Source organism: Syntrophaceae bacterium (genome assembly GCA_013177825.1).
GTDB lineage: Bacteria > Desulfobacterota > Syntrophia > Syntrophales > PHBD01 > PHBD01.
The window spans coordinates 224941-240261 of the sequence record JABLXX010000002.1 but is presented as its reverse complement, the minus strand read 5'-3'; the positions used below and the strand labels follow the sequence as shown (position 1 = coordinate 240261).

The following is a 15321-nucleotide window of genomic DNA, read 5'->3' as shown; positions in this document are numbered from 1 at the left end:
TCGATCACCTCCTCACGATGGCGCCGGACTGGCCGTCCCAGTCCGGGGGCGGACGGCGTCCCTGCTGGTCCTTCCACTTTCCGAGCACGCCGTGGAGATAGAGCTCGTCGAGCTGCGTCTGGTTTCTCCCGAGGATCTTCGTCATGATGAAGTCGTTGTCAAAGCCGACGGGGCGGACGGTCCACTTGATCTTCGGCGGCGTCCGGGACATCATGACCGGAAAGTCGTGCTCCGGGTAACGGCCGTAGAGGGGGTCGTCGATCTCCTTCACGAAGCCCCGCTGGCGCCGGTGGGGATCCTCGTTCTCGTCCTTTGCGTTGTGCAGGCGCGTGGCGGCGAACCCCTTCTGTTTTCCGAGATTCTCGATTTCGTCGGCGCTCTTCGTCCGTGCCCAGTCGGCGACGATCTTGAGGATTGCCAGGGCGTTCTCGTCCTGCAGACGCACGGCGTGATCCGCGAACCGTGGATCCTTCGCCAGCTCCGGTTTGCCCATGGCCTCGCAGAGGCCCTGGAACTCGTCCGGCGCCGGCGCGGCGATGGCGGCCAGCAGGTTGTCCTTGCAGAGGAACGTGTCGGCGGGACAGATGCACTGGTCCCGGTTCCCCGCCGGCCCGACGCCCTTCTGGGCCAGCTGCTGGTAAGGCCAGACCCAGCCCATGGTCCGCATGATGTTCTCGCTCTGGGACATCTCGATGAACTGCCCCTTGCCGGTCTTCCGGCGGTGGTGCAGGGCCGCGAGAACCGCCACCTCCCCCATGAGCCCGCCGTAGTAGTCGCAGATCCAGATGGCCTGCTTGAGGGGAGGCCGGCCGGGAAAGCTCGATATCCAGGCATAGCCCGAAAGGGCCTGGGCGGCGCCGTCGTTGGAGGGCCGGTCCTGCTCCGCGTAGAGGCCCCACTGTCCGAAGCCGTTCTTCTCGATGAAGATGATGCCGGGATTGACTTCCTTGACCTGCTCGTAGCCGATGTTCCAGCGCCGGGTGACGCCGGGGCGCAGGTTGAACTCGATGATGTCCGCCTTGGCGGCCAGTTCCTTGAAGATCTGCTGGCCCATGTCGATGTGCAGGTCCAGGGCCATGTAATACTTGTTGGGGTTGATGTGCATGAACATGGGGGACTGTTCCTTGTAGAACCACCCGAAGGGGTTCAGGGAACGGGTCACGTCCCCCACCGGGGGAAGTTCGATCTTGATGACCTCGGCACCCATTTCGGCCAGGAACGACGGCCCCGAAGGCCCGAACAGAAGCGTACAGACCTCCAGGACCCGAACGCCCTTCAGCGGGCCGGGCCGGGCAAACTTGTTCTTGACGTAATCCTTGAAGACTGCTGCCATAATCCCTCCTTTTGCGGAAAAAAAGACGTCCTCTTTTCCGGTTCCCCTGGTGGCAACCCGAGCTTCACGGATGGCCGCCCTGATGCGGCCCGGGCGGGCTCACCTCCTTTCTGTCTGCGATATTCGGGATTTTCGGCCGGGAGTCCCCCTCAGAAAATCCGTTTTGAGACAACTCCGAGAATAAATGAGAGATGCCGGCTGCAAAACCAGAGCGGTGAGGGCGCGAAGGAGGCAACGGGAGCGGGATGACGAGCGCGAATTGCACCCGGGCCGCCAACGGCCCGGGAATGGTTTCGGACAACGGTTCTTTACAGGCTACTTCTGTGTGAGTTTCTTTGCCAGATCCGGAAGTTCGTTGAGAAGATCCTCCTCACGGCCGATCGGGGCCTTGAGGGAACCGATGGAGAGCGTCCCCATCGTCTCGATGTCGGTCCGTTTCGTCTGCAGGACCGTTGTGCTTCCGAGCGATCCCAGACGACCCGTGACGGACTGCCTTGCCGCCAGCCAGCGGCCCATCTTCACGGCGTCCTTTTCCCGGACCAGGCCGGACTGCTGCAGTTTCAACTCGTCCATGGCCCGGGTCAGGTCCTCCCGGTTGACCAGATCGAAGGAGCCGATCTTGTAAATCTCCTCCCGGAGTGCCTCCGTAATGATCAGGCCCGCAACCTGCATGGGCTGGGTCGTCTCCAGATCATAGACGACCAGGCGCGTTTTTCCTAACTCCGGGGCGGATTGCATCATGGGCATCCACTCGCGGTCCTGCATAGCCGCCTGTCGCCGGTCCGTCATGGCGGGAACTTCGGAGGAAGGCGGAGACGGCTTCTTCACATCGACGACCGGTTCAGGGGATGAAGGCGCCTTCTCCCTTTTCCTCACATCTTTTCCCGGCCTGTCCGGCGGCACTCTTTTGGGCGCCGCCGCCACAACCGCCGGCGTTTTCGGGGGCTGCTCTTTCTCATGCCTCGCTTCGGTCGCGGGCAAGGCCTGCATCCCCGGCGGCCCCATCCGCTCCATGGTCCGTCCCTTCCGGATCGCCGTGGCCAGGAGATCCCCCTTGGCCTGACGAAAGACTTCGAAATAGGTCTGGCGGACGATTTTCCGGAATTCCTCCTTGTGGCTGCCCGTCCCCATCAGGAAGGTCCCCGGATGGTCCTTGCTCTCGAAGACCTTGCCCGTCTCGAGATTGATCCAGAGCGTCTGGAAGAAGAAAAATCCCTGGAAGCCCCGGCGGGCTACGACAACGTAATCAGCGTGCAGAGCCCGTCCGACTTTCCTGGCAGCCTCCCATCCGTTGCGCTGCCATAATATGCGCTCGGGATCCTGTCCCATCAGGACGCCATCCACATCACTCTGAGGAACAATTGCGTAAATTCCCGTGGCCTGCAGGAATCGCCCCAGCGGCTTGACCATGCTCTCTGCGTAATCCTTGTGGGACGTCGCCCAATACATCCTGCCGGAAAGGGCGTCGGAAACCGGCAGGAAGAAGACCCGCAGCTTTGCGGTCGGGGGCGGCGTCGGGAGGGTGTTTACCTTGACCTCGGCGCAGGCCGTCATCCCCAGGAGGAGGATCAGACAGGCCAGGAGAAGACTGCAGCGCTTTCGGGACGACCCGGTCATGGGATACTCCTTTTGTCGTCGACACGGGATTCCGAGGCAGAGGGCTTCGGAGATTTTCTTATATCACCAGTTTTTCATGAAGATCAACTGTCTTCCCGACAAAGAGGGTCTGTGCCATTCCCCGGGGCATCAGGCCGTCCCGGGAAGCGACCGGATGAACCGGGTCATGGCCTCGAGGACCCGGTCGCGGGCCTGCTGATGGGGGATGTGGCCGCAGTCGGGAAGGAGGAGCGCCTCCGCCGGGTCGGCGGCCTGACAGACGATGGCATCCACCTGGCCCGGCGTTCCGTACCGGTCGTCGGCTCCCTGGATGACCAGGAGCGGGCAGGAGACGCGGGGGAGGAAAGACTCGACGTTCCAGTGCCGGAACTCCGCCGACAGCCAGGTATCGGCCCAGCCGGAGAAGACGGCGTCAACCTTGTCCCCGTGGTAGCGGGCCATCCGCTCCCGCAGATCCGTGGTCCGGTAGAGCTCCACGGCCTCCCGGATCCCCCGGAGGGTCTCCTCTTCGACGAAGACATGGGCCGCCTCGGTGATCACCCCCCGGACCCGGTTCGGGTACTCCGCCGCGAAGAGGAGGGCGATGGTTCCGCCGTCACTGTGACCCACGAGGACCGGCCGGTCCAGAGCCAGCGCATCCAGCACCGCCGGCAGGACGTCCAGGGCCTCTTCGTGGAGATAGCGGACCGTCCGGGGAGCGGGAAGCGGATCGGAGCGGCCGTGTCCGAGCCGGTCGTACACGAATCCCGCCGTTTCCGTCCGGGCACAGAGGGTCTCGGGGAAATCCCGCCACTGGCCGATGCTGCCGAGTCCTTCGTGGAGAAAAACAAGTGGAGGGCTGTTCCGTCGGGCCGGGGTGCCGGCCGTCCCGACGGCCTGGACGGCCAGGCGACGGCTGTGAGCAGAGATCTCGAAATACCGCGATTGCATCGGCGGGGTCCGGCCTCCTCATCTTCGGCGGTTTCGGAAACACATCCACGATACCGAAAGTGGCCCTGCATTTCATCCACTTTTACAAGGTAACGGTAACTTCTTAACACCTAAAGCAAATAAGAATTCCGTACAAGATTATCAGGCGTTGTCTCCCTGTTGATTTCACCCTATCTGTCGTCCCGACATATTCCACCCTTCCCTGTCATCCCGACCATTCGACATCTTGAGATCCGCGGCGCCCGCGCCCCGCGAAGAGAACTTCATCCGATGCGGGTTTGCCTGCAGGAAAGACGGAGCCTTTATGAAACATACGCCATTTCTTTTTCTGTGCCCGGTCCTGGTCGCCATCCTGCTGTGCGGTACGGCAGCCGCCGTTTCTCCCCCCGATCCCGGAACGCTGCTCAAGGAATGGAAGCAGTCCGTTTCACCCGTTCCTGACCGCCTGCCGCCGCCCACGATGGACCGGGAGAAAAAAACCGATGAAGGCCCCGTGAAGGATTCGGGGATCAGGGTCCCGGTCAGGAAGTTCCGCTTCACCGGCGCCGCAGGGATCGTCGGGGAGGCCGAACTGCAGGCCCTGGTTAAAGACAGCATCGGGAAACGGATGGGGATGGCCGACCTGCAGCGGACGGCAGCCCTCGTCACCAATTACCTCCGGGAAAAGAAAGACCTGTTCCTGGCCCGGGCCTACCTTCCCCGGCAGGACATCACGGAGGGAATCGTCGAGATTGCCATCCTCGCCGGGCGATTCGACGGGCAGGTCCGGATCGACATGCAGGGCCCCCACCGGATCCGCCCCTCCCTCCTCAAGGGAATCGTCGAACGGGCCCTGCCGGCGGACGGCTCCGCCCGGATGGAGGACGTCGAGCGGGCGGCCCTCCTCATGAACGATCTGCCCGGCATCAGCGCCCGGGTCTCCCTGGAGCCGGCGGAGACGCCGGGCACAACCCGGATCGCCGTCCATGCCTCCGAAGGGCCGATCTTCCAGGGGTCGCTGATCGGCAACAGCTTCGGCTCACGGCACACCGGAGCGTTGCAGGGATTCGGCATGATCGCCGCCAACGATCCCCTGAGAATCGGCGACAGGATCAGGCTCCTCGCGATGGGTGCCGAACGCTCGATCGGAGCCGCCGTCTATTACAGCATCCCTTTCGGATCGACCGGATGGAACGGGACCCTGTCCTATATCAGTCTGGCCGGCAGGCCCGGGGAAGAATTTGCATCCCTCGACATGAAATTCCGGGGTGACGTCATCGGTGCGAAGTTCGAATATCCCCTGCTCCGCTCCCGCCGCGCCGACGTCCGGACGGGCCTGGAGCTGGAGTATCAGATCCTGGGATCGGAGGCCGCCGGCGTCAACATCAGCGACAGGCGGGTATCCTCGGCGGGCCTTTTCCTGTCGGGCAACCTCGCCGATGCCTTCCGGGGCGGCGGACGGACGGACGCCCTGCTCTCGGTGTCGGCGACCCGTGCGGACCTGTCGGGAAACGCCGACGACGAATCCGACGATGACGCGGGCCCCGGAGTGAGTGGCGGGGCCTTCAAGCTGAACTATTCGCTGTCGCGCCTCCAGAACCTGAACCGCCTGGTCTCCCTTTTCGGATGGGTTCGGGGTCAATTCGCCTCGGACAATCTCGATGCCGCGCACCAGTTTCATCTCGGTGGCGATTCCGGCGTCCGGGCCTACTCGGGACTGGAGGCCTGCGGATCGGAGGGGCACATCCTCACCTTCGAGACCCGCCTGGCCCTGCCGTTCACGCCTCCCTGGGCCGCCGCACAGCTCATCGGGTTCATCGATACCGGCTGGATCCGGCTCTACAAGGACCTCTGGCCGGGGGCCATCACAAACGCGACCGGCAAAAACGAATACCGGCTCTCCGGCGCGGGTCTCGGAATCCAGGTGGGGAAATCCGGCCTGTACAGCCTGCGCGCCTACTACGCGCACAGGATCGGCGAAAACGACGGGCGCAGCACCACCGGACTGGATGCCGAGAATCTCGACTCGAACGGCCGCTTCGGCCTCGAGTTCATGCTCTTTTTCTAAAGGAATCGATATGAAACGACATCTTATGCACATCGGCAGGAAGAAGCCGGTCGTTCCCGCGGCCGGCAGGAGACAGGGCCTCGGTGCCGGATCGCTCCTTGTGGTATCGATTTTTTTCATGATCCTGGCGGGACCCGCCCCGGTCTGTGCCCTCGATCCCAACACCCTCCCCGCGGGCGGACGAATCGTCTCCGGCCAGGGCGGCATCACCCGGACCGGCTCCTCCATGACCGTCACCCAGCAGACCGACCGCCTCATCGCCTACTGGAACACCTTCAACATCGGCCGCGACGCCTCCGTCACCTTCCGGCAGCCCGGGTCCTCCAGCGTCGCCCTCAACCGGGTCCTGGACCGGACCCCCAGCCAGATCTACGGCCGCCTCTCCGCCAACGGCCGGGTCTTCCTCGTAAATCCCGCGGGCATCTTCTTCAGTCCCACCGCCCAGGTCAACGTCGGCGGGCTCGTGGCCTCCACCCTCAACATCACCGACGAGGACTTCCTGGCCGGTAACCATGCCTTTGCCGCTTCCGGGATCGCCGGCCGCATCGTCAACGAGGGAACCATCACCGCCGCGAACGGCGGCCATGTCGCCTTCCTCTCCCCGGCCATCTCCAACACCGGAGAGATTGAGGCCACCGGCGGCATGGTGGCCATGGCCGCCGGAGACAGGGTGAACCTCGACTTTGCCGGGGACCGCCTCATCAACTTCACCATCCCCCAGGGGACCGTGGACGCCCTGATCGAAAACGGCGGGCTGATCCGGGCCGACGGCGGGACGGTGATCCTCTCGGCCATGGCTGCCGGCGAGCTCACCCGGGCCGTGGTGAACCACTCCGGCGTCATCGAGGCCAGGACCCTGGAGAACCGGTCCGGCCGGATCCTCCTCCTGGCCGACGGGGACCGGGGAACCGTGGTCGTCAGCGGAACCCTCGACGCCTCCGCCCCCGACGGCGGCAACGGCGGATTCATCGAGACCTCCGCGGCCACGGTGACCGTCCGGGACGACGCCCGGGTCACCACCCGGGCCGAACGCGGCGCCACGGGCCTCTGGCTCATCGATCCCCGGGACTTCACCATCGCCGAAAGCAGCGGCGACATGACCGGCGCCGCGGCAACCGCGGCCCTGGCCAACACCAGCCTCACGATCCGGAGCTCCAACGGCGCCGCCGATGGCGACGGCGACATCTTCGTCAACGATCACGTCACCTGGATCGGCAACACCCTCACCCTCTCCGCCGACCGCAACATCGAGATCAACCGGGATCTCTACGGCTCCGGAACGGCCAGGCTCACCCTGGAGTACGGCCAGGGGGCAAGCGACGGCGTCATCAACGGGACCACGGCGGATTATTTCATCAATGCCAGGGTCAACCTGCCTGAGGGCGAGAACCTCCGCACCCGCCTCGGCTTCGTGGGCGAGGAGAAGATCTTCACCGTCATCACCCGCCTGGGCGCCGAAAAAAGCCGCACCGGGACCGATCTCCAGGGCATGAACGGAGATCTCACGAAAAACTACGCCCTGGGAGCCGACATCAACGCCAAGGGAACCGATACCTGGAACGAAACCATACAAAAACCCCCTGTCCGTTACGGCTTTGAACCGATCGGAGACAATGCGAATCCTTATACCGGCACCTTCGAAGGGCTGGGCCATACCATCTCGAACATCTACATCAAGAATCGCCAGGTATCGTCCGGCGGCCTGTTCGGCGCGGTCGGGACAAGCGGCGAGGTCCGCAATGTCCGACTGTCGGGCGGCACCATCACGGGATCGGGATCCCTGGGCGCGCTGGTCGGGCGCAACTTCGGGAAGGTGATCAACAGCCACAGCACGGCCACGGTAAAAAACACCGTGGAAATGAATGCCGAATACAACGGAACCGGCGGGCTGGTGGGATACAACGAAGGAACCATCACCGGCAGCAGTCACGGCAACGGCAAGGTGACGGGGGTCGGGTACGTCGGCGGCCTCGTGGGAGACAATCGGGGGACGGTCCGCGACAGCAGCAACAGCGGCCCGGTGAGCGGTGACATGTTTGTCGGCGGCATCGCGGGAATCAGCAGAGACAAGAACACGGCGAAAATCATCAACAGCCGCAATTCCGGAACGGTGACCGTCCGTACGGGAGACGGCGGCGGCATCGCGGGACAGAACGAAGGAGCCATCACAAGCAGCGAAAACACCGGCACGATGAACGGCCTGGCCCGTATCGGCGGGCTGGTCGGCACGAATTCCGGGTCCATCACCAGGAGCGGAAACAGCGGGGAGGTTCGAAATCTCCCCGGTACGGACCTGGACGACGCCGGCGGACTCGCAGGAAAAAACGACATGGGCGGCACCATCGAAGACAGCTGGAACACCGGCGCGGTGATAGGTTCCAAAAGAACCGGCGGGCTCGCGGGATTGAATGGAGGCAGGATCGAAAACAGTTACAACAGCGGCACTGTGACCGGAACCTCCGACGTCGGAGGGGTTGCCGGATCAAATATGAACACCGTGACCGGCTCTTTCAACAATGGGAGTGTGACCGGGACATCGTCCGTCGGCGGGCTCGTCGGACTCAACAGTGGCGAGGTAACCAACACCTACAGCACCGGAACGGTTGCCGGAAATTCGTCCGTGGGAGGACTCGTGGGGACGAACGCTGCCGGCGGAACCATCAGGAACAGCTACAGCACCGGCAAGGTGAGCGGAACATCCGAAGTCGGCGGGCTCGTGGGAACGAACAGCGGCACGGTCACCGGCAGCTTCTGGGACATGGAAGCCTCGGGCCGGACGGCATCCGCCGCCGGTATCGGCAAGACCACCACCGAGATGAAGAACCTGGCCACGTTTGCCTCCGCCGGCTGGGATATCGACGACGCCGGCCAGACCGGAAAGGTCTGGCGCATCTATGACGGCTGCACCTATCCCCTCCTCCGGAATTTCATGACGCCCGCCACCATCATCCTGTCCGATGCGAGCAGCACGAGAGTGTACGACGGAACCACCGGCATCAAGAACGGATCGTACGCGTGGACGAACGTGCCGGACGATTTCGACAAAAGCAAGGTCTACGGAACCGCGGTCTACACAACCGACGGCAAAGACGTCGGAACATACTCCGTGACCATCGGCGGCCTTTATTCCGGACAGCAGGGATACGACATCAAGGGCGACGGCACCTCCGCCATCACGATCACCCCCAGGGACGTGACCGTCAGCTATACGGGGAAAGACAAGGTCTACGACGGAACCACGGCGGCCGCGGTCACCGGATCGTCATCGGACATCATCACCGGCGACACCGTCACCTTCAGCCAGAAAGCAGACTTCGACGACAAGAATGCCGGAACGGGAAAATCCATCCACGTTGCCGACATCTCCCTGGACGGCACGGACAGCGGCAACTACAGGCTCCACAATTCCACGGCCACCGCCTCGGCGGACATCACCCCGGCCCTCCTGACCGTCACGGCCAACGACGACCGGAAGCTGTACGACGGAACTGCCTATTCCGGCGGCAACGGCGTCACCTATGCCGGTTTCGTCAACGGGGAAAACAGCAACGTCCTGGGCGGCCTTCTCGCCTACAGCGGATCGAGCCAGGGAGCCGTCCGGGCCGGAACCTACAGCATCGATCCGTCCGGCCTGACGTCGAGCAACTACCATCTCCGGTTCGTCAACGGAACCCTCACCGTTGTCGCCGCGACCCCGCCCGATGTGAACCCGTCCGGCATGACCATGCTGCTGGCGGCCGTCATCGAGACGGCGCGGGAGAACGTCGGGCATGCGGCCGACCTCCGGCACCGCGATGAGCGCATCTTCTTCGCATCCTCTTCCTTCCTGGCACCGGTGATCATCCGGACGGCGGGACCGACCACGACCCTGCTTACCGGCGGGTCGGCCATACCCGATTCCATGGCCGGGACCGCTACCCTTCCGGTCTTTGTGCAGGACGGAAGAGCGGCACCCGCCTTCGCAGGCGCGTTCCAGGTCCGGGAAAACAGCACCGCCCTCTCCCTGACCCGGACGGCATCGGCACCGACCGGGACGGCACCCGGGGTTGCCGACACGGCCCCGGGGATATCGGTTTCCTTCTCCCTGACCGCGGCAAGCGGCCTGACCTCCCGGCTGACGGCGACGGTCACTCCCGACGGTGTCCTCATGATCCGGGCTGGCGATTCTTCCCTGCCCGTCGACGCCATGGAGGCCGTCCTGATGGGCCTTCAGGTCGCCCGGCAGGAAATGGAGACGAAACCGGGCGCTCTCACGTCGGTGGTTTTCATCCGATAAAAGGGATCCCTGACAGCTGGCTCATCGAATTGTTCGGTGGATCGCACAGGATGGAACGATCGAAACAAAAGTTCAGGAGACCGGTCCGGAAGGACTCGCTCAGCCGGCCAGCAGGCCGTGATCCGCCAGAAAGCGGAACACCGCATCCCGGAACGCCTCGGGGTTGTCCGTGTGAACGGGGTGGGCCGCCCGGGGGATCTCCGCCAGGGAACCCAGCGGCAGGCTCCTGCACATCTCCTCCGCCGGTTCCCGAGGCAGGACCAGGCTGTCCTCGCCCCTCACGACCAGGACCGGGCAGGCGATGCGGGGCAGCACGGCGCGCAGGTCGTAGTCCGGGTCGAAGTGGGCGTAGACCTCCCGGTCGCTGAGGGCGTAATACCGGCCGTTCTCCTCCCGCAGGTTGTGGGGAGACAGCGCTAGGAGGCGGTCCCGGTCGGCATGGGCGCTGTTTTCCATCCGCCGGCTCACGAATGCATCGACCGATTCGTACGACTCGGGAAGATCGCGGTAGAGTCCCGTCAGGTATTTCTTGTTCCAGGGCGGCGGGCAGGGCTCGATGTCCACATGGACCAGGGCCGCCGCACAGCCGGGATGCCGGGCCGCAAAGGCCGTGGCGTGAAGGGCTCCCATGGAGTGCCCCATGAGGATCGGGTTCCGGGGAGCGAGGCGTTCGACCACCGCCTCCAGATCCCCCACATAATCATCCAGACGATACGCCGCGGGCCTGGACCAACCACTCCGGCCGTGACCTCGCTGGTCAAGGGCGACGACCCGAAAATGACGGCGGGCCTCCCGGGCAAAGAGATCCCAGACATGGGCGCTGTCGCCGATTCCATGAAGCAGAACCAGGAAGGGCAGTCCGTCTCCCCCCCAGTCGAGATACCGAAACGAAAGTCCATTGACGTCAAGCCATCGTTCCGCCGGTGTCTCCATCGCCGTTCCTCCTCATTCACTGTAACGGCACGCCCTCTCTCACACCGCCTCAACAGCCCGTCAGAAAAACACATTTCCAGGCTGTTCAAAAATGCCCGGATGCAAGGCCCCCGAAGTCCCGAGCCATGAGGCGTACCCCTGGTACGTCGATTGGCGAGGGACAAGGGAAACGCCGCAGACGGGCGTTTGTCAACAGCCTAATAGATATGCGTTCTGCTGACCTCCCACGCCCGCTCCGGGTCAAATCGGGTCAAACGTCCTTCCCGGAAATCGACGACCCCCTGCTCGCCCAGATCGGCCAGGACGTCCCGGATCTCCTCGAGATCCCTGCCGCAGCAGGCGGCGATCTCCGCCACCGGATCCGCGTCCGCGGGCAGCGGCCAGGAGCGGTTCAGATAAAGAATGGCCACCAGGCGGAGCCACCACTGGGACAGCTCGTCCACCAGCGCGTCGGTATGGCGGATCCGCTGGGAGAACTCCTTCAGCATGAACATGGACATCTCGTCGTTCTCCCGGAGGAGGCGGCGGAGGGTCCCGCCGTCGATGACGGCCACATCGCTCTCCTCCAGAGCGCTGGCCGTGGCGGTCCGGGGCGCTTCGAGGAGGGTGGCCATCTCGCCGAAGTACTCGCCGGGGCCCATCTCCGCCAGGATCTTGCGAACCCGTCCGGCCTTCCTCTCCAACCGGATGCGTCCGGCCAGGATGAAATACATGTCCCGCCCATCGTCACCTTCCTGGAAGATCGTGCCCCCCGGCGGGTAGATGATGCCGAAGCGGCGGAAGAGCCGCTCCCAGACCTTCATCCCGGGCGCACCGGGTTTCAGGAGGGCCCTTTCGATAAGGATCAGGTCACGGCGCCGGTAGGAGGCCATCAGTTCCGCGCAGAACAGGAAGATGAGGGCCACGTAGAAAACCCAGATGATCAGGATGACCACGGTCTCCAGAGAGCCGAAGATGATGTGGTAGCGCGTGTAGTTCGCGATGTACCAGGCGAAGAAATGTTTCGCCACCTCCATCAGGGCCGAAAAAACGGCGCTTCCCGTGAAGGCCAGCCCCAGGGTGATCTTGTTCACCGGAATGACCTTGTAGACAATGGTAAAAAAGATCACCGTAACGATATAAGGGAGAACATAGCGGAACAGGAAACCCTTCAGGATGGGAAGATGGGTGAAGAGGCTGTCCGCCAGGACCGGCTGGTTGGCCACCACGGTCGCGACGGTCGTGATCCCCAGGCTCAGGACACCGACGGCCCAGGCTGCCGGGATCATGGCGAAGGACAGCAGCTTCGAAACCACATAGTTCCGGATTGTCTTCGTGCGGTAGATCAGGTTGAAGGCGGTCTCTGCGGCGCCGAAGATCATCGAGGAGAACCAGATGAGGGTGATGAAGCCCACCCAGCCCAGAAGCCGGCTTTTCTCGTCCAGTTGTCCGAGCTGAATCAGGATGTCTCCCGTAAAATAGGGATGGAAGCGCTGGATGCCTTCGATGAGCTGCCGCTGCACCTCCGGGTGGGAGCTGAAGACATACCCCACCACCAGAAAGGTGAGGATGAACAGGGGCAGAAAGGAGAGGATGGCGTAGAAGGCGATGGCCGCCGCCTGGTTCACGTCCCCGTTGTTCTGGTAGTTGATCACCGAATCCACGAGAACGTCCCAGGCGCTGGCGAGTTTCATCTGGATCCGGTGCAGGATGGACCGGGAGCGGTGTGCGCCGTTGGTGGGTCCTTCTTCGGGCGTGGGCGTACGCATTCCCTCAGTCAATACAGCCGCCGTACGGGTTGATGCGGGGATCCCGGGCACAGACCTGGCAGAATACCTTCGTATCCACGTGGCCGCAGCCGTAGCCCCAGAGGTCGAATTTCCGACAGTTCACGCAGAGAGCCTTCTCGCAGCCGTCGCACAGGACCACGGAAGGTTTTGCATTGCAGACGCGGCAGAGCTCGCTCCCGTCGGAAAGCCTGACCATGGGACCCCCTTTCGGCCCGGGATTAAACCACAGCCATTCCCGGGAGTAAAGACCTTTTGCCCGGCAGGAGCGGTGGATCCGTCAATGTCCGGCTTGCAGCCGGTTGCCTCAAGCGGATGTGAACGGGGGGAGATGATGACGGATCCCGATCCATTGAACAGATCAGCAGAAGCAACCATCGAAGTCACAAGCATTCAAAGAGGGCCTCAACCCGCGTCCGAATCCGTTCCACATCACCGTCGGAATAATCCGTTTCTATTTTCAGACCGGGCAGCCCGTGCCGATCCTTCATATGTCCGAGAATTTTCAGTGATTCTATGTTGTATGCGTGACAGGCGTGCAGAACAACATCGACAACCACATCGGGTTTGAACCTCGCAATCATCTCATCCAGTGCGTCAAGACGCCTCCTGTTCGGAGTCATGCAGGAGCAGGGAATCTTCAGGGTGGCTTCCGCAACGGCCCGCAGGGGATCCCCGGTCCCCTCCTCCATCTCAATGGAATAACCCTTCATACCGCCGCAGGCCTCCAACCCTACGATTACTCCTCCTGCTTCGTCGATGATCTGCAAGACCTTGCTTGCGTCGCCGCCGATGGGACAACCTGTCACGAGGACCCGGGGAGAACGGTCGTTCCCAAAGCGGATTCCTTTCGCAGCCCGCTCACCCAGTCTCTGCAGGATCCTTTCGATCACGAACTTCAACCTCTCGCTTTCCAAAAAAGAATCGAGGCCGATGACATCGTATATTTCCCGCCAGTGAGCGAGAGGGGGATGGCAGGCGACCGAATCAAAAAAACGGTTGATGATCCTGTTCTTTTTGTTTGTCTCCAGGATCTCAGCTTCTATCCGATCTTCTGTGATGCTTGCCTGAAACTCCCTTTCCAGAAAGGTCTTGAGCCTGCCGACCATCTCGACCCAGCGATCCAAAGCCCCCGCTTCGTCGGGAAGCTGGGGAAGGTCCATGATGTGGGTAGGCTTGAGATGGGCAATCAATTCGAACATCTTCTTTTTCCCGTCGCATGTTGTTTCGCCGATGATGGCGTCGGATATCTCATAAAGGAGGCACGTATTGGTGCGGATGTAGCCGAAACTGGATTTGATCATGGGACAGAGGTTTGCGGGCAATATCTCTTCCGCGGCAGGGATGGTTCTGCGGGAAGACGCGCAGAGGGAGACGGGGACGGCATCCATGGCCCGGATCAGTTCCACAGGAGCGTAGTTGCAGTATAAGCCAATGATGCGAGCCCCCTGTTCCCTTTTGTTCAACAGGAATTCGAGATAGTGCCCGAGAGGGTCTGAAGCGTGTGGATTGTCGACAGGGGTGGGCGGATCTGCCGGACTATCCTGCATCCGTTTGTTCTCCATTTTTCATCCAGATGTCTTCCAGAGCCGGCAACGCACACGCCGGAGCTCCTATGATCTGTGAGTCTTCAGGCGTGTGAATCGTTCGCCCATTTCTGCTTCGATAAGCGTCCCGGTCCCGGGACGGGTTCCTTATCATTCTTTGTGCCTATATTGGAAATGCGGATATCGAATAGTACGTTACGGAATATTCTAATTATTTATAATTATATCAATCCCTTGTATGTTGACAAACTTCAACTGATGATTTAATTCGTCTTATGCTGTTGTGGACGCAGGGTTGCTGGCGGTCTACAGCGAGGCGAAAGCCGGCGGCGCCCACTGAGCATGTGTGCGACGGCGGACGCATGAAGTCAGCGCGCCAGGAAGCTGCGATCAAGGATTCCAGGATTGTCTACGATGAAAGGCATCCGCTTAAAGGACACCGAAGTGTCGGAAAGGACAGGAGATACATGTTCTCGATAACGGACAAAGCAAATGAAATGATTAAGGAATTCATGAAGAACAGGAAGGAAAACCTGCCGATCCGGGTGATGGTTTTCGAAGGCGGCTGTTCGGGAACCTCCCTGGGAATGGCTCTGGACGAGCAGAAGCAGGATGATCAGGTGTTCGAGGAGAACGGCCTCACGTTCGTCATCAACCAGGACCTGTTCAACGAGATCCAGCCCATCACCGTGGACTACATCGAGACCCCTCACGGGACAGGATTCAAGCTGTCGTCCGGCTTCGTCAGCGCCGGCGGCGGCTGCGGCTCCTGTTCCTCCTGCGGTTAAACGGACATCTCTCAACCACTTGCGGTCCGGGGCTGCGGGTCATCCACTCCGCATCCCCGGCATCTATCTTGTTCAGACAATCAT

General features: G+C 62.3%; 10 protein-coding genes. 3 read left to right on the top strand and 7 right to left on the bottom strand.

The features are described from left to right. Positions 1 to 4: 4 nt before the first annotated feature. From HPY65_05880 to HPY65_05870, 3 genes are all read right to left on the bottom strand, one after another. Entirely contained in the window at positions 5 to 1333 is a 1329-nt protein-coding gene (locus HPY65_05880; protein NPU83999.1) for a CoA transferase, read from the bottom strand. Between the two features lie 315 nt (positions 1334 to 1648). After that, complete coding sequence (locus tag HPY65_05875) at positions 1649 to 2950, bottom strand: hypothetical protein (protein NPU83998.1); 1302 nt, start codon at positions 2948 to 2950, stop codon at positions 1649 to 1651. Positions 2951 to 3079: 129 nt separating this feature from the next. Continuing rightward, the gene (locus HPY65_05870; GenBank protein NPU83997.1) at positions 3080 to 3880 is read right to left on the bottom strand and encodes an alpha/beta hydrolase; all 801 of its coding nucleotides are present in this window, start codon (positions 3878 to 3880) and stop codon (positions 3080 to 3082) included. A 304-nt stretch (positions 3881 to 4184) separates the two neighbouring features. Here HPY65_05870 and HPY65_05865 point away from each other — a divergent pair, with 304 nt between their 5' ends. Then, entirely contained in the window at positions 4185 to 5927 is a 1743-nt protein-coding gene (locus tag HPY65_05865) for a ShlB/FhaC/HecB family hemolysin secretion/activation protein (GenBank protein NPU83996.1), read from the top strand. A gap of 10 nt (positions 5928 to 5937) precedes the next feature. Beyond that, on the top strand, positions 5938 to 10203 hold the full coding sequence (locus HPY65_05860) for a filamentous hemagglutinin N-terminal domain-containing protein (GenBank protein NPU83995.1): 4266 nt from the start codon (positions 5938 to 5940) through the stop codon (positions 10201 to 10203). Positions 10204 to 10302: 99 nt separating this feature from the next. Here the strand turns inward: HPY65_05860 and HPY65_05855 are convergent, their stop codons facing one another. From HPY65_05855 to HPY65_05840, 4 genes are all read right to left on the bottom strand, one after another. Next, positions 10303 to 11136 (bottom strand): alpha/beta hydrolase, encoded by an 834-nt coding sequence (locus tag HPY65_05855; GenBank protein ID NPU83994.1) that lies wholly within the window; start codon positions 11134 to 11136, stop codon positions 10303 to 10305. A gap of 197 nt (positions 11137 to 11333) precedes the next feature. After that, positions 11334 to 12884, bottom strand: a complete 1551-nt coding sequence (locus HPY65_05850; GenBank protein NPU83993.1) for a YihY family inner membrane protein — start codon at positions 12882 to 12884, stop codon at positions 11334 to 11336. 4 nt (positions 12885 to 12888) lie between these two features. Continuing rightward, positions 12889 to 13101 (bottom strand): hypothetical protein, encoded by a 213-nt coding sequence (locus HPY65_05845; protein ID NPU83992.1) that lies wholly within the window; start codon positions 13099 to 13101, stop codon positions 12889 to 12891. Positions 13102 to 13285: 184 nt separating this feature from the next. Beyond that, complete coding sequence (locus tag HPY65_05840) at positions 13286 to 14467, bottom strand: 2-hydroxyacyl-CoA dehydratase (protein NPU83991.1); 1182 nt, start codon at positions 14465 to 14467, stop codon at positions 13286 to 13288. A 494-nt stretch (positions 14468 to 14961) separates the two neighbouring features. Here HPY65_05840 and HPY65_05835 point away from each other — a divergent pair, with 494 nt between their 5' ends. Then, complete coding sequence (locus HPY65_05835) at positions 14962 to 15237, top strand: hypothetical protein (protein NPU83990.1); 276 nt, start codon at positions 14962 to 14964, stop codon at positions 15235 to 15237. Positions 15238 to 15321 lie beyond the last annotated feature (84 nt).

What these genes read in the sequence shown, in the direction of transcription:
- HPY65_05880 (NPU83999.1), bottom strand. Translation starts at nt 1,333, where the DNA reads ATGGCAGCAGTCTTCAAGGATTACGTCAAGAACAAGTTTGCCCGGCCC.
- HPY65_05875 (NPU83998.1), bottom strand. Translation starts at nt 2,950, where the DNA reads ATGACCGGGTCGTCCCGAAAGCGCTGCAGTCTTCTCCTGGCCTGTCTG.
- HPY65_05870 (NPU83997.1), bottom strand. Translation starts at nt 3,880, where the DNA reads ATGCAATCGCGGTATTTCGAGATCTCTGCTCACAGCCGTCGCCTGGCC.
- HPY65_05865 (NPU83996.1), top strand. Translation starts at nt 4,185, where the DNA reads ATGAAACATACGCCATTTCTTTTTCTGTGCCCGGTCCTGGTCGCCATC.
- HPY65_05860 (NPU83995.1), top strand. Translation starts at nt 5,938, where the DNA reads ATGAAACGACATCTTATGCACATCGGCAGGAAGAAGCCGGTCGTTCCC.
- HPY65_05855 (NPU83994.1), bottom strand. Translation starts at nt 11,136, where the DNA reads ATGGAGACACCGGCGGAACGATGGCTTGACGTCAATGGACTTTCGTTT.
- HPY65_05850 (NPU83993.1), bottom strand. Translation starts at nt 12,884, where the DNA reads ATGCGTACGCCCACGCCCGAAGAAGGACCCACCAACGGCGCACACCGC.
- HPY65_05845 (NPU83992.1), bottom strand. Translation starts at nt 13,101, where the DNA reads ATGGTCAGGCTTTCCGACGGGAGCGAGCTCTGCCGCGTCTGCAATGCA.
- HPY65_05840 (NPU83991.1), bottom strand. Translation starts at nt 14,467, where the DNA reads ATGGAGAACAAACGGATGCAGGATAGTCCGGCAGATCCGCCCACCCCT.
- HPY65_05835 (NPU83990.1), top strand. Translation starts at nt 14,962, where the DNA reads ATGAAGAACAGGAAGGAAAACCTGCCGATCCGGGTGATGGTTTTCGAA.